This is a genomic window from Halomonas huangheensis, assembly GCF_001431725.1.
GTDB classification, from domain to species: domain Bacteria; phylum Pseudomonadota; class Gammaproteobacteria; order Pseudomonadales; family Halomonadaceae; genus Halomonas; species Halomonas huangheensis.
In genome coordinates, this window is record NZ_CP013106.1 from 3394779 (window position 1) to 3415730 (window position 20952).

Annotated in this window: 20 protein-coding genes and 1 tRNA gene; 1 reads left to right on the forward strand and 20 read right to left on the reverse strand. The window is 56.9% G+C overall.

What is annotated here, in order from left to right; all coding sequences use genetic code 11:
* Window positions 1–173 precede the first annotated feature (173 nt).
* The 20 genes from AR456_RS14705 to AR456_RS14785 all read right to left on the reverse strand — a co-directional run bounded on the left by AR456_RS14705 (window position 174) and on the right by AR456_RS14785 (window position 18309).
* Window positions 174–1115 (reverse strand): GIY-YIG nuclease family protein, encoded by a 942-nt coding sequence (locus AR456_RS14705; RefSeq protein ID WP_021818595.1) that lies wholly within the window; start codon window positions 1113–1115, stop codon window positions 174–176.
* Complete coding sequence (locus AR456_RS14710) at window positions 1112–2515, reverse strand: restriction endonuclease subunit S (protein ID WP_021818594.1); 1404 nt, start codon at window positions 2513–2515, stop codon at window positions 1112–1114. Before AR456_RS14710 ends, AR456_RS14705 begins: the two co-directional genes overlap by 4 nt.
* Entirely contained in the window at window positions 2512–3492 is a 981-nt protein-coding gene (locus AR456_RS14715; protein WP_021818593.1) for an Abi family protein, read from the reverse strand. Before AR456_RS14715 ends, AR456_RS14710 begins: the two co-directional genes overlap by 4 nt.
* 136 nt (window positions 3493–3628) lie before the next feature.
* Entirely contained in the window at window positions 3629–5608 is a 1980-nt protein-coding gene (locus tag AR456_RS14720; RefSeq protein WP_021818592.1) for a type I restriction-modification system subunit M, read from the reverse strand.
* Between the two features lie 440 nt (window positions 5609–6048).
* Window positions 6049–6645, reverse strand: a complete 597-nt coding sequence (locus AR456_RS21835) for a plasmid fertility inhibition factor family protein (RefSeq protein ID WP_417935339.1) — start codon at window positions 6643–6645, stop codon at window positions 6049–6051.
* 31 nt (window positions 6646–6676) lie between these two features.
* Window positions 6677–6907 carry a hypothetical protein gene (locus tag AR456_RS14725; protein WP_021818591.1) on the reverse strand — a complete coding sequence of 77 codons (231 nt, stop codon included), beginning with the start codon at window positions 6905–6907 and terminating at the stop codon, window positions 6677–6679.
* A gap of 68 nt (window positions 6908–6975) precedes the next feature.
* Complete coding sequence (locus tag AR456_RS14730) at window positions 6976–7242, reverse strand: hypothetical protein (protein WP_021818590.1); 267 nt, start codon at window positions 7240–7242, stop codon at window positions 6976–6978.
* Between the two features lie 12 nt (window positions 7243–7254).
* Window positions 7255–8757, reverse strand: a complete 1503-nt coding sequence (gene trbL / locus AR456_RS14735) for a P-type conjugative transfer protein TrbL (protein WP_021818589.1) — start codon at window positions 8755–8757, stop codon at window positions 7255–7257.
* A 13-nt stretch (window positions 8758–8770) separates the two neighbouring features.
* On the reverse strand, window positions 8771–9001 hold the full coding sequence (gene trbK / locus AR456_RS14740) for an entry exclusion lipoprotein TrbK (RefSeq protein ID WP_021818588.1): 231 nt from the start codon (window positions 8999–9001) through the stop codon (window positions 8771–8773).
* Window positions 9002–9012: 11 nt separating this feature from the next.
* Window positions 9013–9780, reverse strand: coding sequence for a P-type conjugative transfer protein TrbJ (trbJ, locus tag AR456_RS14745; protein ID WP_031207559.1), 768 nt, complete (start codon window positions 9778–9780; stop codon window positions 9013–9015).
* 286 nt (window positions 9781–10066) lie between these two features.
* Window positions 10067–11848, reverse strand: a complete 1782-nt coding sequence (gene traI, locus AR456_RS14750; RefSeq protein ID WP_021818586.1) for a TraI/MobA(P) family conjugative relaxase — start codon at window positions 11846–11848, stop codon at window positions 10067–10069.
* Between the two features lie 34 nt (window positions 11849–11882).
* Entirely contained in the window at window positions 11883–12254 is a 372-nt protein-coding gene (gene traJ, locus AR456_RS14755) for a conjugal transfer transcriptional regulator TraJ (RefSeq protein WP_021818585.1), read from the reverse strand.
* A gap of 617 nt (window positions 12255–12871) precedes the next feature.
* Window positions 12872–13249, reverse strand: a complete 378-nt coding sequence (locus AR456_RS21330) for a hypothetical protein (RefSeq protein ID WP_155829227.1) — start codon at window positions 13247–13249, stop codon at window positions 12872–12874.
* A gap of 9 nt (window positions 13250–13258) precedes the next feature.
* Window positions 13259–13471, reverse strand: coding sequence for a hypothetical protein (locus AR456_RS14760; protein ID WP_021818584.1), 213 nt, complete (start codon window positions 13469–13471; stop codon window positions 13259–13261).
* A gap of 638 nt (window positions 13472–14109) precedes the next feature.
* Window positions 14110–14337: a hypothetical protein gene (locus tag AR456_RS14765; RefSeq protein ID WP_021818583.1), complete on the reverse strand. Its 228-nt coding sequence runs from the start codon at window positions 14335–14337 to the stop codon at window positions 14110–14112.
* A 146-nt stretch (window positions 14338–14483) separates the two neighbouring features.
* Window positions 14484–14861, reverse strand: coding sequence for a hypothetical protein (locus AR456_RS14770; RefSeq protein ID WP_021818582.1), 378 nt, complete (start codon window positions 14859–14861; stop codon window positions 14484–14486).
* Between the two features lie 97 nt (window positions 14862–14958).
* Complete coding sequence (locus AR456_RS21335) at window positions 14959–15645, reverse strand: hypothetical protein (protein WP_021818581.1); 687 nt, start codon at window positions 15643–15645, stop codon at window positions 14959–14961.
* A gap of 228 nt (window positions 15646–15873) precedes the next feature.
* Window positions 15874–16935, reverse strand: coding sequence for a tyrosine-type recombinase/integrase (locus tag AR456_RS14775; protein WP_021818580.1), 1062 nt, complete (start codon window positions 16933–16935; stop codon window positions 15874–15876).
* A gap of 97 nt (window positions 16936–17032) precedes the next feature.
* A tRNA-Ile gene (locus AR456_RS14780) sits at window positions 17033–17109 on the reverse strand.
* 156 nt (window positions 17110–17265) lie between these two features.
* The gene (locus AR456_RS14785; protein WP_021818579.1) at window positions 17266–18309 is read right to left on the reverse strand and encodes a hypothetical protein; all 1044 of its coding nucleotides are present in this window, start codon (window positions 18307–18309) and stop codon (window positions 17266–17268) included.
* A 281-nt stretch (window positions 18310–18590) separates the two neighbouring features.
* Between AR456_RS14785 and AR456_RS14790 the strand changes: the two genes are divergently transcribed.
* Entirely contained in the window at window positions 18591–20825 is a 2235-nt protein-coding gene (locus tag AR456_RS14790) for a TonB-dependent receptor (protein ID WP_236995513.1), read from the forward strand.
* Window positions 20826–20952: the final 127 nt, after the last annotated feature.

A 20952-nucleotide genomic window follows, 5' to 3' on the forward strand; every position in this document is an offset into this window, starting at 1 on the left:
TGCCAGGACAGCCTACTTCCGCACTTGAGTGGCATATCGATCGAGGGAGGTGAGTAAGCGTTCGCGCTCCCAGGTTCATATCGCGTGACGAAATCGGCCGCTGAGGCCGCTTTCACGTTTATTTCTAAATCGTGCTCTCGCCGCCGCGACAGAATGGGGCTTGCGGCATTACGTCAGCTCGGGGACTGCTCCGCCGATGGAGCGGCGGCGCTGACCTGCTGGTCTTGCCACTCGCCATAGGAGAGGCCGCTGCCCGCGACCTTCCAATCGATTCGGCCGTTGGCCGCGCGCCCCACCACGATGGCGGCTGCAGCACTGGGGCTGGAGAAGGCATAGTCCTTGGTGAAACGCTGCAGATCATTGCCATTATCAACGAGCACCCCCTCCTCACAGAGCTGGGCATGCTGCTTCTGATAGCTGTGGTAAGGGCCCGCCCATTCGCGCCGGGCCAGGGAGCCTTCCAATACGAAGAACTCACCATCCACTTCCTGCCCCACGGCTTTGATCCCGTGTCTGGAGGCTTCCAGGACGAACCGTGGCGAGGCCTGAGCATCTTGGGGATCGGGTGTTCCAGTAGCGGCAGATGGCTTTGTGGCATCACGCAGAAAGTCCAGCCCCAGAACCGGCAGCACGGTGCGTACCTGCTCCATGAAGAAGGCCATGTCGGCGCGGTCGGACTCGGGCAAGCCGATGTACTCGTGGGCGGTGCCGTTAATCAGCTTGCAGCGGCCGACCTCGCCGGCGTTCTTGATCAGCAGGCTCTCGAGGTACTTCACGTGGGCCTTGGTCAGGTTCTGATCCTTGCTGGTGATCAGGCAGACCTTCTCCCAGAAGTCCTTGCCGCCCTTCTCCTCGGGGCGGTTATGCTGCTTGAGGCGCGTGGCCACGTCGTCGCTCTCGCCAATGTAGACCAGCGGTCGCGGGTTGCCCTCAGGATCCGTACCGACCAGGAAGTAGATGCCGGTGCAGCCACACTCCGGTCGCTGGACCAGCTCGCTGAGCTTGCTGCGGGGTCCGGTCAACACATGGCCGGTCCAGTTCATGATCTCGGCGGTGAGTAGGCCGCTGGGCGTGCCGTCCACCAGGAAGAGCCGGATGCTGCGTCCTTGGGTCATACTGCCTCCGTTTGGATTGCCTCAGAGGGAGCCGATGAGCCCGCCGGAGGCTGCCAGCCACGGACATCAATCTTGCCGGTGACGGCGGCGGAGATCAGGGCGGAGCGGCGCTCCTGAAGGAAGCTAATCGACTGCTCTGCAGCCTCAAGGAGCTTTGAATAGTCTCCGAGACATTGATTTAAGTGCTCAACTATTCGGTCTTGCTCGTCAACTGGAGGTGTCGGAAGAACGTAGTTCTCATAGCGCTCAGCGCTAACATTCTGAATCGTCGCTTGAATTTGCTGCTGACCAATATACTGCCAGTAACCATGAGACTGGAAAGAGAAGTAAATGAACTCGGGCAGGGCCTTTCTCAAATCGATACGAGCGCGAATCAAGTATCCCGCAAAGCAGCACTCCCCCCATGATCTTTTATATATAAACGACTTTCCAACTGTGGCGCCGCTACGTGCGAAAAGAATGTCACCTTCTTCCAAAAGATATTGCTTAGCAACATCTGGAGGAAGCGAGCGAAATGTCTCATCACGCAACGTGCCATCGGGGGCAACATCAGTAATTCTAACGAACCGTGGATGACCTGCATTGTTGTCTGCTGCAGCTTCGTTAGCTCCATATTTAAGGGGCTCTCTGACTAGGTGCTTCAGTGGCAATGCCACCCAATGCGCCGGCACTTCCCCCAGCCACTCCACCCCGGAGTCCTTCATCGGCACATCGGTGTCCACCCCTTTGGTGACGGCATGAGAGATCACCGCCTGGCGCTTTTCCTTGAGCAGCTCGGTCAGGCGCTGCTGCTCCTCCACCAAGGCGTCGATGCGGGCGGTTTCGTAATCCAGAAAAGCAGATACTTCCACCTGCTCATGACTTGGTGGTAGAGCTACTATTCTTGTCCCCATCGTAGACAATGGAATTCGAGACCGAGTAGAGCCTGTTGACAGTAGACCTGCATCAGCCTCTGCACCGGCTGAAAGTTGATATGCCAAAAAATCAGGGAGCGCTCGTTTAGTATCCAGCCTGAACCTAAAGCAGTCGGCTTTAACCATTGCAGGAGCAATATTGCATGGGGCAACGCAAGCCCGCCCTACTACGTTATTATCATCACCTAGCCCAGCAACGAGGAGGTCGCCACCAATCACATCACTCTTAGCTATTTGCTGGCAATAATAGCCAGCATCGATATAAGCTGCATCTTCTCCATTGAAGAAATATTTCTTTATGTTTTGCAACCGAATGACACGGACACCATTATCACGGTAATGCTCAGACTTTATCGAAGATCCGAATGGACCATCACACTTCTCGAGCGAAATCAGGCTGAGCTTTAGTTTTTCCCAATGTGCGGGCACCTCCCCCAACCACTCAATGCCAGAGTCCTTGTATTCGGGGTATTTCGGGAAAGTCATGCCTTTGCCCCCTCTCTTGCGTTCATCACTGCTTCTCGCCAGAAAGGCTCCGTATCCCAATGCCCAGGGAAACCCATATGTGGACGTGAAACCTGAGGGTAATGGTCCAGCAGTGTCACCAACCGCTCAGCCCATTGGCTATTAGGCGACACGACCTGCATCAGCGACTCGATCACCACGAGTTGGAGATACAGGCGCCTACGCGGGTCGAGACGCTGATCGGGGTGCTCTTGAGACCCCGTCTCGATGCTACCGGGGATGCTCGGCCAGCCGGCCGGAACCTTTCTCGGCATCTCGGGCCGGCTACCGAATTCGCGGTTCCACACTCGGCCATGGTGGGCGCAGACGTTGCGCAGATCGGACAGGCTGCGGAACCAGGATCGCAGCACCGGCATCTTCCAGCCGAAATGGCGCTCGATACGCTGGGTATCCTTTGGAAGCCGCAGCTTGGCCAGCAGGGTCGAGACTTCCTTGAAGGTCAGCAGCTCCACCGCCATCCAGATGGGCGGCTGATTGGGGGCTGATCGGTACTTCGTGCGATAGTGCGCCAGGAAGGTCTCGATCTCTCGTCCCTTGGCCGCGTTCTCCAGCTTCTCCAACAGCCATCCATGGTTGTAGCGGGTGTCGAAAATATCGGGATCCAGGTAGCCGTGAGGGCCATGGTGCTCAGCCAGGGTGTTGGTCAACTGGGCGCGTAGCGCGACTTCCAGCCGCTCGATGGCATCAAGCAGCAGCAGGCGGAGCTCACGATCGAACACATAGAGCCTCAGCACATCCTCGAAGGAGGTGCCCTCCAGAAAACGATGCTCCTGGAGGCCTGGCTGGTAGAAGGGACGCGTGTAGGCTGAAAGGCGGAAATAGCTGATATTGGCCAGATAGTGACGCACCCGAGCCTCGTCGGGTATCGCCAGGCCACGGCTGCATAGCGTCGCGATCTGCTCATCAATGCTGTGTGCAGGCTTGTGGAAGTCGCTCATGCTCGACCTCCGGACACAAAAAACCCGCCAAAGTGTGCTTCAGTGAGAGGCATGGCGGGTGTGTTACCCGGCATGCTAGGGCATGACCCTTTCACTGTCAATGACTGTGCAAGACAAGGCTGAGCGGCGCCCTTCCTCATGCCGACAGCTCCTCGATCATCTGCTTGATCCGGTCGGTACAGGCCTTGAGGTCGGCGTCGATCTCTTCGAGCGGGCGCGGCGGCGTGAACTGGTAGAAGTGTCGGTTGAAGGGGATCTCGAAGCCGACGATGCCGATGCGGCCGTCCAGCGGGTCGCGCTTCTCCTCGTCGATCCAGGCATCGGGGACATGGGGCGTCACCTCGCGCTCGAAGTAGTCGAACACCGACTCATCGAGCGGCACATTCTCGTTATCGCGCAGGCCGCTGTCGGGCTCGGGGTTGCCCTTCTTGTCCAGGCAGATGTCCGCCTCCGGGTCGCGCTCGGAGAGAGCGTTGAGGGTAGCCTTCTGCACCGGGGCCCCGACCTTCAGGCCTGCCGCCTTGAACGCGGCCTTCAGCGCCTTGGTGAAGGTGTCGCGGTTGGTGTAGCGCTGCTCCGGGTCCAGGGTGGCGCAGGCGGCCTTGAGGGCCTCGCGCTCACCCTCCTCAAGCTTCTGGATCGGCTTCTCATCGTCGAGCCGGGCCAGGCGCTCGGGGCTGGCCTGGAAATTGAGGCGTAGCGGGCGCTCCACGGTAATCCGCCGGTAGCCGAACGCCTCCACCGGGAAGCGCTTGCTCTCCTCACTCTCCTCAAAGGCGCCGTAGAGACGAACGATCTCCTCGATGTCGCGGTCGGCGACGAACTGGCGCTTGCTGCCCAGCGACTTGCGCATCTTACTGGCCCGGCTGGTGGCGTTGATCAACTGCACCTGGCCACGGCGCTCGGCGGGCTTGTGATTGGAGAGGATCCACACGTAGGTGGCGATGCCGGTATTGTAGAACATGTCCGTAGGCAGGCCGACGATGGCCTCCACCAGATCGTGCTGCAGCAGGTAGCGGCGAATCTCGGACTCGCCGCTGCCGGCGCCGCCGGTGAACAGCGGGGAGCCGTTGAGGATGATACCGATGCGCGAGCCACCGTCCTGGCGAGAGCGCATCTTGCTCACCAGGTGCATCAGGAACAGCAGCGAGCCGTCGGAGACCCGCGGCAGGCCGGGGCCGAACCGGCCCTCGTAGCCCTTCTGCTTGTGTTCGACGGCAACCTCTTTCTGTACCTTCTTCCACTCCACACCAAACGGCGGGTTGGAGAGCATGTAGTCGAAGCGCTCGGCGGGGAGCTGGTCGTCATTGAGTGTATTGCCGAGCTTGATCTGCTCCACCGCCTGGCCCTTGATTAGCATGTCGGCCTTGCAGATGGCGTAGGACTCTGGGTTGAGCTCCTGGCCATGCAGCGAGACAGTGACGTCCCGGCTGACTTGCTGGATGTACTCGTCGCTCTCGGAAAGGAAGCCACCGGTACCAGCCGTGGGGTCATAGACGGTGACGATGCCATTGGGGCGCAGCTTGTCGTCCTGGCCGGTGAGCACCAGCGAGGTGGTCAGATGGACGATGTCGCGCGGAGTGAAGTGCTCCCCCGCCGTGTCATTAGAGCTTTCGGCAAACTTGCGGATCAGCTCCTCGAACACCAGACCCATGCCGTAGTTGGAGAGCCACTGCGGGCTCATGTCGATGGCGGCGAAGCGCTGCACCACCTGGTAGAGCAGGTTACTGGCACCAAGCTGCTGTACGAATCCCTCGAAATCGAAGTGCTCGAAGATCTCCCGGGCGTCCTGGCTGAACGACTGCACGTAGCTCATCAGGTCGTCGGCGGTTTGGGTGTCGGAGAGCGTGCCCAGGGTCAGCGGCGAGGCGTTGAAGAACGGCTGATCCGCCGCACGCAGCAGCAGCTTCTCGCGCACCGCCTCGGGCTTGGCCTGATGGGCGTGGGCTTCACGGAGCACCGCGTCCTTGGTGGGCTCCAGCACGCACTCCAGGCGGCGCAGTAGGGTGAAGGGCAGGATGATGCGGCCGTACTGGGATTGACGGAAATCGCCGCGCAGCAGGTCCGCCACGGACCAGATGAAGGCTGCCAGCTGAGAGTGACTCTCCGTGTTCATGATGCTCCCCGCGCTCAGATACCGATATTGTCTGGAGGGCCATATCATACACAGCCAGGCACGCTCTCGGGCAGTGGCGACGCTGCAAGGCTATAGCACCAAATCACTGGCAAGTGAGTCTACCAAGTCGCGCCTACCGTTCGTCTTGACTATCCAGCTCCTTGCTCTCCTCTCTCCCCAGGTGCACTGGGGGCACGCTGCAGCCGCCCCGCGAGCTTCTCCTGGAGCTCGTGCCGTTCTGTCTTCATTGGCGGCTTGGAGTCCACAAAAGCCGAGATGTACTTAGCTCGCTTCTGGTCTTTGGGGACACATCTGTTCAGGCCATTGGCTATCAACAGGAAGGGGGCACGATGATAAGCCCCATGCCCTTGAGTGCAGTCCTCCCAAGGACAGGTGGTTCGCATCGCTTTCAACTGATTGTTCGATGGCCAAGCTGTTGTTTATAGAAAATACGGCTGAGCGTTGGAGAACACTTCAGCTAGAGACTGTGGTTCAGGACCAATACCAGCGACATGGTGCAACAGACTGGCGCTGTCTGCGCCATACACTTCCACGGGGAAGGCAGGACAGCGGTTAGCCAGAAGCCAGAAGGTACGTGTTACTCCGTTGGTAAAGTCCAAGTGTAGCCGCCCACTGGTGTCGACATGGGCTCCTGCCTCAGCCAGGGGCACAGGGTTATTTATGCCATGAGAAAAGCCATCAACTGCCCATTTGTACTTGTAGTCGAAAGGCATCTGAGAACGGCAAATACAGTCTGAACCATGACGCCTTGTTATCGCTGGGCTGGCCTTAAGCCATGCGTGATAGAAGCGTTCAGCATCCAAATGCACAACAAAGAACTTGTGGTCGATTGCACCAGAGCTAACCGACATAAAGCGTGGCTCGCAATTCGGTATTGAAACCCGCCATACTGCTTCAAATGGGTCAACCTTCACGAGCGCTGGTAACTCTGGGCTTCTATGGGACTGAGCAGCCTTGCGGAGTTGGCGCAATTCCAAGTGACGGGACAGAACGTCATGAATCCTGCGTCGAAGCATGGTCAGAAAGCCGAGGCCGTGATAGGTGCCATCAATTCTCACCAAACCGCCTTGAGTTTGACAACTCGCCCTCCCTACGCCGCTTCAGCTCAGCCCGCGCCCAAGCGGATGCATCTTTCATATCTCGCCGCAGTTCGTCCAGCTCTTCGGAAGTCAGCCACCGAACCGCCGACTCCCCGCTTTCTGGGTGCGTCTCGCCGACCTGTTCGAAGGTCTTGTCTTCCAGCTCTTTCCACCGTTGTCGGCGTGTCTGTTTGCCCATATTCCCCTCCTAGCGGAAAGGCGGCCATTGGCCGCCTGAGCTATCGCTGGTCAATGGCTCCCATAATGTCAGAAGCCAGTATCGGAAAATCCCGCCGCCTCTGAAAACGGGGTTCTTCCGGTTCCAGCTTCCACATCGTTGCTAGTGTGCGTGCTGCGCGGTGTATCCTCTCGGCCCGCGTGGGCCGGACGGTTCACAAAGGCGGCAATCTCTGACTCAGCGTTCCTCTCCCCCTCGGCCGATAGCTCGACAGCCGGTAAAAAAGCGGCTTCAGTGTGGGCTTCATGCGCTTCGTCGAGCATATCCAGGGCTACCATAAAATGGCGTTGTTTCATCGTGGGGTCTCCTTAGGTGTCCTGCTGGCCACGGTTCACAAAGCGTGCGATCTCGTCGCTACGGTCCTGCTGGTGTTCACTACCGCCCAGGCTGTCGCTGTCGCTGTCGAATGAGGGAGCAGAGTCGTCCGCTTCTGCGACATCACTACCACCTTCCGGCTCCATGCCCTTGCGAATTGAGGACGCCAAGCGACCACCAGCGGTTTGATCAACCTTGTTCTGGAATTTTCCGGCCATCTTCATCCCAACCCCTTTGGCCAGCTCGCCAGCCGTTCCAGCTCCCAAGGATGCTGCTCGCTTGATTCCGCTACCGCCACCAGATCGGGAGCCAGAACCAGCGAAACCAGCCGCCTGCGCAAATGGGGTGTCACCGGTGCCAGCTTCATCTCCGGTGGAGCTGCTGCCACTCCCACCACCGCTGCTGTCACCTCCAGTGCCAAAGCTCGGCATGTCGGCTCCAGACCCCGACATATTGGACTGTGCCTTCTCGAAGGCAGCCTTGATGGCTGACCCGCCACCTACCGCATTCGCCGCACCGCCCAACATCGCGCTTCCAGCCATCTTGCCCACCGTGAGGGCCATACCTGCCGCTGTCATGGCTGCTCCTACCGCAGCACCGGCACCGAATGACCCGATGCCCATCGCTCCCACGCTGCCACCCGACACCAGGCCGGAAATCATCGGTGGAATCTTGTTAACCAGAAATAGCAGGATCACCGAAACGACCAGCATCACGACCAACTCCTGGGACGCCATGTTCTCGCTCATCTGCGAGTAATAGTGAGTAATGAACTCTCTACCGATAGCGACCAGAAGCACCATTGCCATCAACTGAGCCGCTATGCCGAGAATGGCCTTGTAGTAATTGATCGCCATATCTGAGGTCCAGCGAGAGCCACCGAATCCCAGGAAAAACACTCCCGCATAAAGCAGTATCCAACTAGCGGCTAGCAGCAGGAGCAGGTTGACGGAGATAATCGCCAACACCAGCAATACGGCCAAGGCCATACCTTCCATCACCAACGCAGTGGCAAACTGTTTCCAGCTCAACTCTGACGTAGCCTTCACTGTCTGGTCGTACAGTTCAAAACCGATATCGAGGATGCTGGAAGGCCCCAAGTTGCCGCTAGAGAGGCCACCGGCTTGTGCCCCAAGGGTTTGCAATGACTGTACGATGGTTCCCGCGATGTTCATGCCCTGAGTCGCGTTCGTCAGCAACCACCAAAAAAAGCCTGTAAAGATGGTGAAACGAACAAGCTCGGCAAAGAACTCACCAATGTCGGCCTTGCGCAGCGCCATCATGCCGAACGTCCAGACCATCGAGATCACTACCAGGGTCCAGAACAACCGACTGGCGGCCGCTTCTATGGCAGGCCCCCACGCTGATGCCGCGGAATGAAAGCGGTCCAACACATCATCCATGATGTTGCTGCTGGATAGCTCCTGAGCCATTGCGGTATCGGACAGCAGGACGACGGCGATCACGCCCAAACCACCAAAGACGAATCGTTTCATGCAACGCCCTCCCTCAATATCTGCCGGGGGAGCTGGGTTCAAACTCCCATTCCCGCATGCGTTGGGCCTTCTCGAACGACCGGCAGGCTTCGGTAAAGGCTTTTCGGTTCGATTCTCGGCTCAGCTCGCGGATAGCCTGCTGAAAGGCAACTGGCGCACACGTGATCGCGCTCGCCTCTGGTACCATTTCCTGCTCACAACCTACCAAGGCAACAGCTGCCACAAGTGGGATGATCTTCTTCATCGCGGCTCTCCTTAGTAGCGATCTGCTGAGCTGGGTTGGTAACTCCAGGTACGCATCTGCCTTTCCCGTGCTTCCCCTCTGGCGTTTGCATCCAGTTCAGCAGCGAGACGGGCGGCTTCAGCGTTCTGCTGAGCAATCAGCAAGCTGCGGATTTGCAGGAGTTGGTTGGCTTGGTTACTGGCGAGCTGGTTGGCGTAACCAATAGCGGCAAGCTGGCCATCCGCGCCCTGGGCAGCAGATTGCAGACGTTCAAGCTGTCGAGCATCAGACACCAGGTTATCCTGTTGCTGATCCAGCCCGCGGAAGAGCGCATCGTTGGCCGCTTTCTGCGATTCAGACGCCAGGCGACGATTTTCATCCATCGCCGTACGTTCGGCATCCGTGCAACCTCCACCATTGAAGCAGGGAGAACTCCGGTAATACGCCACGTCCTGGAACTTGCCCAAGTAGGCATCGAGGCTGCCGAGCTGGTTCTGGTAATGCTGAAGCGTGTTGGTTGCCTGAATCAGATCGTTAATCGTGGATTGTGCCCTGTCCCAGATATAGGCCGCTGGGGCCATGGTGTTTTGCAACTGGTTTTCATACTGCTGGAGCTGGGCCTGGTACTGCTCGATCTGCTTGAGGGTCTGGGCCACGGATTCCATTGCAGTCATGATGTTCTGTGACAGGTTGCCACCATCGATGACAGGGATGCCCGCTTGGGCAGGCATGGAAGTGGTCAACGCCAAGGACATGACGAGGGCAGCCGTTTTAGCCGCTAAAATTCGTTCTCTTCTCATGATTGAGTGCTCTTAGCTTCATCGTGACTAAGTTGCACTCACCAACCTGTAGCGGCTCGCTCATGAAGATTGCGAGCCACTACCCCTGCCGGAGAACCCAGCGGTGAAGTGTGGACCTCTACAGGGATAGCTCGTCACTTACTATCCCGGCGTCCGACCTGCGCGACACCGTTAGAATGCGCGGCCAATGGTTGTTTAACATCGGTGTCATTGTCCTGGAGAACGGTTAGGCTTCCCAAGGGTTAATCGCATCTACTGTTTGTTGCCGCCTTCCAAAGAGAAAGCACTATAGTGACCGTCCCTTCTGTTGTCTTTTTGCCCTCTTGGCGTCCATCTCTGCCCGTAAATTGGCTTTGCGGCGCTCTTGCTCGCTCGGCCTCTGTAGGGGCGGTGTCGGAGTCTTGCCCGTTTGTCCCTCAAGGTGAAGCACATCGGCCTGGGACAGCGATTGCAGACGGTTCCGGCGCACCGGGGGTGGCGGCTGACCGATGGGCGGCACTCCCGCGCGTTTGCTTCGGGTCTTGGCCGGGGCGGTGTTCTCGCCGTTCGCCAGGGCTTGGCGGCGACGTTCCAGCCCGGCGTCCGCAAACCGGATAGGCAACTGTCCATCCGCTGCCGCCTTGATCACCCGCGCTTTGAACTCGGGCGAACCGTTCACGGTGATGCGCTCGCCGTAGCGTTCCATCGCCATTCTTAGCGCGTTCTGGATGCCTGCCTGGTCGGACTCCCTGGACACCTGTAGCCGGTCGCCATCGTCGCGCACGGCGCTGGCTCCGGCCCGGTAAATGATGGTGCCCTTCTTGGTGACGTTGTCGATCACCGGCGCATGGCCGGGCTTTGCCTGTCCCTCACCCTTCAAGGTGTTGCCCTTGAGGCCCTGGGCGGCCTCTCTGGCTCGCAACGCGGCCAGGGCCTCGATATCGCCCTGCAAGGCTTCCCGTTTTAGCCAGTCGGCCCAGGTGCGGCGCCCGTGTGCTTCATGGATCGCCTGGCGTTCCTCACGGTACTGCTTCTGGATCGCGTCAATGTCGGCTTTCAGGGCGCTGCTGGCCTGCGCATACAGCACCTTCTTGGTCAGCCTGCCGCTGGTGAGCTTGATGGTCGCCCGCCGGGCCTTGCCCTTCTTCTTGGCGTTCTCAATCCGGCGGTCTTTCTGCCGCCGGGCTTTGTCCAAGGCCGCCGTCTTGTTGGCTGCCGCGCTCTGCTGTTCTGATTTGAACCGGGCGTAAAGCTCGGTGGTGTTCACGCGCAGCCGTACCGGGTCTTTGCGGTACTGGCGGTGGGGCTTGCCCTGTTGCGCCTGGTCAGGCTCGAACGGGCCGAAACGGGCCTCTAGCTTCGGCTTGGAGAAATTCCGCCCCAAGGTGCTCGCCTTGACCGCCGCGTCATCACCGGCCACGACAACCAGCCCATTCCCCCGCGCCCGGAGTTCCAGGCCATTGTCACGCATGACCTGGTGTAGCTCAGCCCAGGACTGCGCGGTTTTGATGTCGTCCAGGCACTCGCGCTTGATCCAACCGATCAGGCTTTCAATACCGGCATGACGCTCCATGTCGGTGGCTCGCGCCTCGGCCCCGCGTCGGCGCGGCATGTGGTTGTCCTGCTGCAACCCATAGTCCCGTTCCATGACCTCGCACAGCTCGGCTAGCGTCTGGTGTGGGTAGTAGGGTTCGTGGATGATGTTGCGCGTCGGGTGGATCTTGTTGACGGCGATATGGATGTGCAGGTTGTCGGTATCGTTGTGAACGGCGCTGATGCGCTGATGCTCACCAAAGCCCAGCCCCTTGCAAATGCGGTCCTCGATGGCCACCAGGGTATCGGCCTTAACCTGTTCCCCGGCCCGGAAGCTGACAATCAAGTGATAGGTCTTGTCGCTCTTCGCTCGGGTATTGGCGAACTGGGTCGCTAGTACCTCGCTGACGGCATCCTGGACCGAATACGCCTCGCAGTTGGTCAGCCGTACCGCGCCAAGACGGTGCTCCTTGCTTTGCTCGTCGGTGATGTAGTTCACCAGACCAGCAAAGTCTGACTTGCCCAGGGAGCGCATGGGGACGTGTTTGGCGATCATCAGTGCCAGCCCCACATTTTAGCGGCTAAAAAAATCACGATCTGGCCCTTGGCTGCACCACGGATTTCAACACCTGACTCATTTCCTCCTGAGTGGCTTCGATCCTTCCAAGCAGACTAAGGATGGTAGCCGCCCCGAAGTGAGCCGTTCTCACGTCATCTGTCAGCCAGAGCTTGAGCAAGCCCCCTAAACGCCCCAAGTCACCATTTACACGAACCAGCTCGCGGACATACTCGTAGTCCATAACGCCACTGACCTGATAGCCCTGCCCCACTTCCCGCAGATAACAGGCAACGCTTAGCCCCGCCTGCCTGGCGTTGGACTCAATCAGTTCCCTCTCTTCCGGAAGGCAGTACACCTTGAGCGGAGTACTGTTCTTCCGTGTCACTATTTGCTTCTCACTCATGCCAGCTCCTATCTCAGGTTCCATGCCTCGCAGAGCAGGATGTCCGTTGAGCACCGCAGGTGCGAATAAGGACCAGTGAAGAGGAACACCACGCTTGCGAGGTGGGACTACTTCACACATCCTGCCCGCACTTCAGCGTTGATTCTTGTAGGTACGCCATGTGCAAAGCAGCGCTATTTCTCTGTATTTCGTTGCACGGTCCTGTTTTTTCCTGTGCATCCGTGACGAACAGTCTAGAACCCTGATGAAATCGACACTTACGGCGGTAATGCAGCGCTACAGAAGCGGTAAAGCAGCGATCTAACAGCGATTTCACCATAGCGGAACCCTTGCGCTTTCCACATTGAATTACACAGCTTTCCACGCGATTTCCGCACTGCCCCTCAAATGTCAATGAATCAGAAGCGCTGCCCCTCAAGTGTCAACATCACTGCCGCGCAAACCATTCCTTCCATCTGATAGGTTTACTGCGTGTCAATTGACGTGAATTGACGTGGTTGGCCTTTTCTTTCTTGGCGTGCTAAACACGGCGAATGCCGTTCATCTACTTACTACCTAAGTACTTACTATACTTAGTACTTTCTAGCCTCTTTACTTATTAGCGTTGGATTTTCCGCCTACGGACTATCCGGAGTTGGATTAACCGCATTCGGAAAATCCGAACGTGGTGGGTCAAGCTCAAAGTCCCCCGGTCGGTCGGTGACTAGCCATGTGGTGCGCACGAACTTTCCACATTCACCACGCTCCCGCTGAATGCACAGATACCCCGCCTGTTGAAGTTCCTTCAGCCCCGCTCTCGTAGCATCTCGACCAGAGCCGACCTCCTTCTCTTTTGAAAGGTGCGATAGCCTGAGTTGCCAGTTATCGGGCAGAGAAAGCACGAACACCAGAATGCCCAAGGCTTTCCAGGAAATTCGCCGATCTCGAATCAATTCATTATTGAGCGTTGTAAAGTTTGAGCGCACCCGACGACGGATGATGGCGGTATCGTCCACAGTTCCCCCTCAGGACTCGTCAATCAGTCCAGCAACGTCAGTTGCACGGAAATAGACACGCCTTCCAACCTTCCTCTTGGCGGCATTCCATTTCAAAGCAAATTCTGATTGGCTCTGCAAGGATATTCGTAGCCCATCGGGGCTACGCTTCAATAACTCCGATAAATCGGTTAGTGAAAGTAATGGCCCATAACGCTCAAGCAACTGTTCTTCGGTTGTCATAAACACCTCCAGATAACGTACAACTAAACTCCATGCTTAATATTTACGACATCCTTAGCAAACTTTCAACCACATGATTTTTCTGTAAAAAAAGTATAGCTATACATCCCTTGAAAAGTTTACCTATACTTCATCAAAGGCCTTGGTTAAAAAATAAAAGTTCATGTGAAAATAAAAAAGACCATTTCCATCAAGCGCTAACAAACGGCTTTAACGGGTTTTATTAAGCACAATATTTAGTCACTGCAATTTCATTGGCACTTGAGGGGCATTTTTTATAACCACAATATTTCAAGCACATGAGCACTTGAAAAAGTATGACTAGTATGAGAACTGCTATGAGAGTGAAGATGGTATTGAGTATGCGTACCACTGAGCTCACACCAGAAAAGCAGAGGAAACTTTAGCCGCTAAATTTCCCCTATTTATTGCTGAGGGACGTTCACCCTCCAGCCGATGTAGTATGTTGTACGCTACTACAACATACTACACGCTACATAAATCCCATAACTTAAAGTTCTGGTATCGGCCAAAAGCTGCCTTTTAGGCGTCTCTGATATAACGCAGTGCTGAGGCGCGCGAGCTGTGCGAGCGTCGCCTCCAGCGCATGGTTAGAGCTAGTCCGTCAGCTCGCTCAGTCACTGATCCCGCACCACCCGCAACCCATCGCCCGCGTCCACATCATTGATGTATGCGTTCACGTTCATCGTGCCCACTGTCACGTTGACTTCCGCGCCCGGGTGGAGCGTGGCCGTAACCTCCGTACCGTCCTCCATTTCCACGCGGATGGAGATCGCGCTCGTCTGCTGATTATGGAAATTCAGCTTATCGCCTAGTTTAAGATGTTCCTGGATATTGCTGGCCATTCTGTTCCTCCTCTCTCTAACGCCCAATTAAGGTGTGAGGCACGCAATACCAATGCTTCCGCAGACCACCTTAATCACTAAAATCAACGCATAGTGAAAATACCATGCGTGCCGAATCACTCTTAAACTGTTTATTATGCAGCTTTCTAATACGGTAACTCATCAGCTTCAATGCCAACATGATCAGGAGCTAGATATTGAGGAAACCTGACTGCTCGGATTGTATCGTGACCAAGTAACACTGCCTTACACACTCTGTGCATACCATCCATTACCCTACCTTTATGACACAGAATGATTGGGTATGATAAGTCAGTTTTTTGGATGAGTTTCGTGTGCTCTATAATATTTCTACAGGTTGGTTTTTCACCACCTAGCTCAAACCAAAATTCTTCGTCTAACTCACTGATATCTGCTAGAGAGATTTCGATAACTGTAAAATCTTTAGCTAGTTCAATTAGCCGGAAAACATCCCACGATAACAGCCCTTCATCTGAGCTTCGAAAATGATACTGTTGTCTCATAATTCTCCTTGCTGCATAACGCCGCCAGCACGCGCGGCTTTGTAGTGAAGGCAAAGCCGCAACGGAAAAGCCGTCGCCGTGCCTGGCATTGTTAGGATCATTCCCATTGCGCTACGCAGCCGACGTATTCGTTTATTATAATACGAACCTCAATATAACCAACTGCCGATGCCGCATAGCGATACATATTCGGTTGCACAACGATCCAACCAGTTGGATCCATATCTTGTCCAGTTAGCATGCGCTGCATAGCTCGACTTCCTATTTCTGGCCAAACTTCGGCAGTGACTGGCTGATCGAAATCTATGCGCTGCTGTTCTGTTAGAGAAAGAAGTGGAAATACGGAAATATCATCTGGCTCACGTGCAACTGACTCATGAAGCTCAAATAACGCATGCCCTTGAGCTAGCTTGGTCAGCACTGCCTTCACCCGATCATGTTCTGGCTCAAAGATTATGTTGCCTTCGATCACAGTTATCGAGGATTCAAGTTTTGATCGGAGCGCATGTTTTCTGCGAAGAATCTTTGCGACTTTCTCGCGGCCAACTCTATCTGGATCTGTCGTGCCAGCCAAAACGCATGAAATTAGGCACGCCAAATACTCTTCGTCTTTGGAAAAGCTACTATTGCACTCTACGCAAGCGGGCACCACCGGCAAATTTTCTGGAAAAGGCTGATCAAGGAAAACGCGCGATGGGCAGTGATCCCTCGTTCCAGTTTCGCCGCCACAAAAGGCGCAGTATTTCAGTGTTCGCAGGTCTCCGAAGTTTGATATCTGATCCATGCTGACCTTGCCTAACAGGTATTAGATAGCCTGCTCATTTATTGACTTGAACGAGCGGGCGCGTTCAACATTCTTATGCCTCCACATCAAACCATTGTTTTTTCGATATTTTTCCACTGACGTGGCTATATAATACCAATACACGCACCTGCTGCCTTTGCTGCCACGTCCGCTAAGGGTCGGAATCCGCCTGATCGTTCTACCTAGTTTTCTCAAGCTATTAATGTATTAGATCTCCCTTAGTCTATCCAGCTTCTCCACCAAGTCCTCTGCCCTCAAATGTGTATATCGCCTCAGCATCTGCATGGACTTGTGACCACTGATTGCCGCTACCTCTTGGTCAGATAGCCCTGCTTCTACTAATCGGCTGACTGCCTCATGTCTTAAGTCGTGGAAGCGAAAGTCATCGAGTCCGGCCTTCTTCTTCGCTTGGTTCCAGAGCTTGGTGTAGGCGTAGGGGCCACGCTTTCCATCCCTGCCGGGCTCACCGAAGAACACCAGGTCGCAGTCGAGCGGTCGCACCGGATTGTTCAGCGCCTGCTTGAAAACCTCGGTGGCGGCCTGAGTCAGCGGTACCAGGCGGGCTTCGTTGTTCTTGGTGTCGGTGAGTCGCACCACGCGGCGTTTCACGTCGACCTGGGAGCGAGTGAGGGTCAGGATCTCTGAGGAGCGCATGCCCGTCTCCAGGGCGATTCTGGCGATCCAGGCCAACATGGGATTGCTGTGCTGCCGTAGCACGGCGAACAGGCGCTTCTCCTCGTCGGCGCTCAGGCGCCGGTCGCGCCCTTCTCCAGGGCTGGGTTTGCGGATGTTCTGAACGGGATTGTAAGTCAAACCGAGGCCCCATTCCTGGATGGCCACAGTATAGAGATGGCCAAGCAAGGCGAGCTCCAGGCGCACGGTATTGGCGCTGATCGGCTGGCCACGATGACCAATGCTGTTCAGGCGGGTGTCACGGAAATTGGCGATCAACTCCGGCGTCAGGGCCGCGAGGGAGTACTTGCCCAGGTGCTCGGTCAGCATGCTGGCCTTGTGGCGCTCGCTCTTTTGGGTGCTGGGCTTCTTGGTGGGTGTGACGTCGGCCAGGTAGCGCTTGAGCGCGGCTTCGAGCGTCATGCGCTCCGAAGCGCTGCGCTGGATATAGACACCACGCACCATTTCGTCTTCGGTGCGGCGTGCCCAGTCTTGGGCGTCTCGTTTGGTGCGGAAGGTCTTGGCGGTGGTGGGCCAGCCGGTCTTGCGGATAACGGCTTTCCAGCTACCGGCAGGGGTCTTGACGATGGTGGCCATGAAAGTCTCCAGGGGGCTGAAGGATCGGCACTGTACCGAAACTGTACCCTTGGACTATGGGACTCACCAGAGAGAATTCGTAAGATACTGATTTTAATGGTGGGCCCAGCTGGACTCGAACCAGCGACCAAGGGATTATGAGTCCCCTGCTCTAACCAACTGAGCTATAGGCCCGTCTTGCGAGGAAGGTGGCGATAGTTGCCAGGCTGTTGATCAGCCCAGCAAATCTACGCGGGCAGTATCATACCCAAAGCTGCCTGGCGCTTCCAGTGCGCAAGGCCATGATCCGACAACTTTTCTCGCGCCAGCAGGCTCTGTCTTTTGCCCACATCAGGTTCGGGCGAGGCCGAGGATGGTGTACAGCGCTTCGCAGGAGTGGCGCTCGTCTCGCTCGTCGACGCTGCCGAGCTGGTGGTTGCGGTCGTTGTCATAGGCGACGAACAGTCGCTCTCGGTCGAGCACTGCGAGGCCTTCTGCCTTGTGTTCGAACTCCAGCGGGGTGCCATCTTCCAGCGTGACTAGCGTCGGTTCCTTGCCGTCGTGGAAGTCTTCCAGCGACATCACCCACAGGTAGCCACCAATCAACTCTTCGCCGTCGATCTCGGTCTCGAAGCTGGTCAGTAGATACATCTGACCGTGATACGGGTCGTACTCGAGGCTCGACAAGGCACACTCGTAACGCACGCCTTCATGTTCGCTGGGATCGAAGCTGTACACGTCGTGCAGTTCGTCGATGAATTCCAGGTTGTGGTCATCATTGATGATGAAGTGGGCACCGATGACGCGGCGCTGATAGGTGAAGTCGTCGTGTGCGTTACCCTGCTCGCGAATGCCGAACAGCAACAGTCCATCGCCCTTGTCGCTGGGGATCGCGGCGAGGCCTTCGATCTTGTAGTAGGGCTCGCCGACGGCGGCGGTCATCTTGCGGCGCAGCTCCAGCGATCCTTCCACACCATCACGCGGGTCGGGATCCACCACCTGGACTTTCTGCGGCTCGCCAACCGGCCAGATCAACAGATGGTTATAGTCGTTCAGGTCATGCGTATGGTCGTCGATACGGTCGAAACCGGTGGTGGCGATCATGTAGCGGCCGTTGGTGGTCAGTGCGAAGTCCTCGTACTTGACCGCCTGCTTGATGCGCTCCTGAGTCAGGTATTCCAGCCTGGTGTCGTCCGGCCCACTGCTGTCGAGCGGTAGCTTGAACACCGCAGACCGCCCGTCTCCGGGAATCGGCTTGTCACTGGCCAGCATCAGGCTCTTTCCGTCGTACGCCACTGCCGACACTTCGACGTTGACGAGCTTGCCGTCACTGTCCTTCAGCCCGGCGGGAAAGCAGTGAATCGTGCCCTGTTGCAGTATGCGCACATTGGTCATGAGCTTCTCCATCTGATGAACGACAGGTACTCAGACCCAAGTATCCGGGAGAAGTTTGCAGTTTTAAACACCAGGGGATTCCAGGCATATTGCCGCCTGCCCTTGCTCCCATGGGATCGTTGCCAGGGAATGTCATCCGCGACCCTAAATGCTAAAACTTCTCATTATATTCTCAATTCGGTATATTCCCCGCCAGCATCCCTTCCCGTACTCGAGATGCATGAGTGCCCCAGGCACCCTCGATAACAACACAATTTATCCCTGATCCTTCAAGGCAAACCATGAACACATCCCGGATGACTCCTCTGGTACTGGTGGCTGCCACCACCGTGCCCGGCCTGGCTTTTGCCCAGTCCTCTACCGTTGTCAGCAGCCCCGATGCCGCCAGCTCTCAAGCCGTCGGTGCTGAAGCCGTCAGTTCTCAAGCCACGAGCTCCAGCAACACCACCGCTGTCGGTGCGACGTCTGCCGCTGCCTCGGAAACTCTGACCCAGGACACCATGGTGGTGGTCGGTTCGCGCACTCCACGCGCAATCAGTGAAATCCCCGGCGCGGTCTGGGTGATCGATCGCGAGCAGCTGGATACCCAGATGCAGACTGGTGCGGATCTGAAGACGGCCCTTGGCCGCCTGGTACCGAGCCTCGATCTCGCTCCTGAAGGTCGCACCAACTACGGCCAGAATATGCGTGGCCGTACCGCGCAGGTGTTGATCGACGGCGTGTCCATGAACAGTTCGCGTGGGCTTTCGCGTCAGTTCGATTCCATCGATCCGTTCAATATCGAGCGCATCGAGGTGCTGTCCGGTGCCACCAGTCTGTATGGCGGCGGGGCCACTGGTGGCCTGATCAATATCATCACTCGCAAGGGCGATGGCGCGGAGCGTCACTTCTCCACCGAGGCGGGTGTCACCACTGGCTTCAACAACTCCAATGATGCCCAGTACCGTCTTGCGCAGTCGGTCAGCGGCGGCAGCGAGCAGGTCAATGGACGCCTGGCGGTCGCCTATCAGGACAACGGCCGTTTCTATGATGGCCAGGGCGAGGAGATATTCCCGGATATCTCGCAGACCGACCTCCAGGACAACCGCACCATCGACATCATGGGCAGCCTCAATGTCCAGTTGGCCGAAGACCAAACGCTGACGCTGGGCGCACAGCTGTATCGTTCGGGCTTTGAGGGCGAGCGTGATGTCTACTTCCCCAACCTCGACGCTACCGTGCCAGACCTGAACGATGCCGAGATCCGCGATGGCTATCGCTCCGACCAGGTGCCGGAAACCAACCGACGCATGGTCAACCTGCAGTATCACCATGCGGATCTGCTCGGTCAGAACTTCTATCTGCAGGCCTATTACCGCCAGGAAGAAGCCAGCTTCCACTCCTTCCCCTATGCGGCGGCAGGTGGTTACCAGTTCTTCGCCTCAAAGCAGGACACCAATCTCGGTGGCCTCAAGACGCTGTTCGAAGCGGAACTGGGTGACAGTGTGACGTTGAACTACGGCCTGGATATGGATCGTGAATCTTTCGATGCCGACCAGACCGGCTTTGATATGGCGGCCAGCAATTCCAGTGGCGGCCTGGTGCAGGAAAAGACCAGTGTCGACCCGCGCTACCCGAGTTATCAGGTCGATACCTATGCCGCCTTTGTGCAGAGCGAGTGGAATGTCACCAATGCGCTGACCCTGACCGGCGGCGTGCGCCAGCAACATACCGATGTTGAAGTCGAGGACTTCAAGACTGTGCCGGGTGGCGAGAACGACTACAACGCCACACTGCTCAATGCCGGCGCGCTCTATGACTGGGGCAATGGCAACCAGAATTGGTTGCAGTTCAGCCAGGGCTTCGAACTGCCCGATCCTGCCAAGTATTACGGCAAGAGCCCGGATGTCAGTGTCGACGAGAACCCGTTGGATGCGATCAAGACCAACCAGGTCGAGCTGGGCTGGCGATTCAACAACGCCGACTGGATGACCCAGGCGGCGCTGTATTACGCCTGGTCGGACAAGGTGATCGAGAACGCCGAAGACCTGAGTGTCAGCCTGGTTGATGAGAAGACGCGCGATTACGGCCTGGAAGCGGCTGTGACCCGTTACTTCGACCATGGCATCGAGGTCGGCGGCACGCTCAACCTGGTACGCTCGGAGCAGGAGATCGATGGGGACTGGGAGAAGCGTGATGCCCGCTATGCGTCGCTGTCCTCTGCCACGGCCTTCGTCGGCTGGAAGGACTTCGAGAATGGCCGCAACGCTCGCCTGCAGCTCAACCATGCCCATAACCTCGAGGACGACGAGCAGCATCAGATCGATGGCTACACCACCTTCGATATGGCAGTGAGTCAGGACTTCGAGATCGGCACCCTGAGTCTGGGCATCGCCAACCTGCTCGACGAAGAGTACTCCACCGTCTGGGGCCAGCGCGCGGCGATGTTCTATGCGCCCTACTACGGTCCCGAGTATCTGTATGACTTCCAAGGTCGAGGCCGGACTTATACATTGACCTGGGCGATGGATTTCTAGGTCTTGTACGAAAAGAGCCTGCGCTTGAATACGCTCGGCGATTTCTTCAGTGCTTCCGGGATTGCCTGAACTACCTCGCCTGCTCATCAAACACCGGCTGCCGCGCTGCGGCAGTCGGTGTGAACCC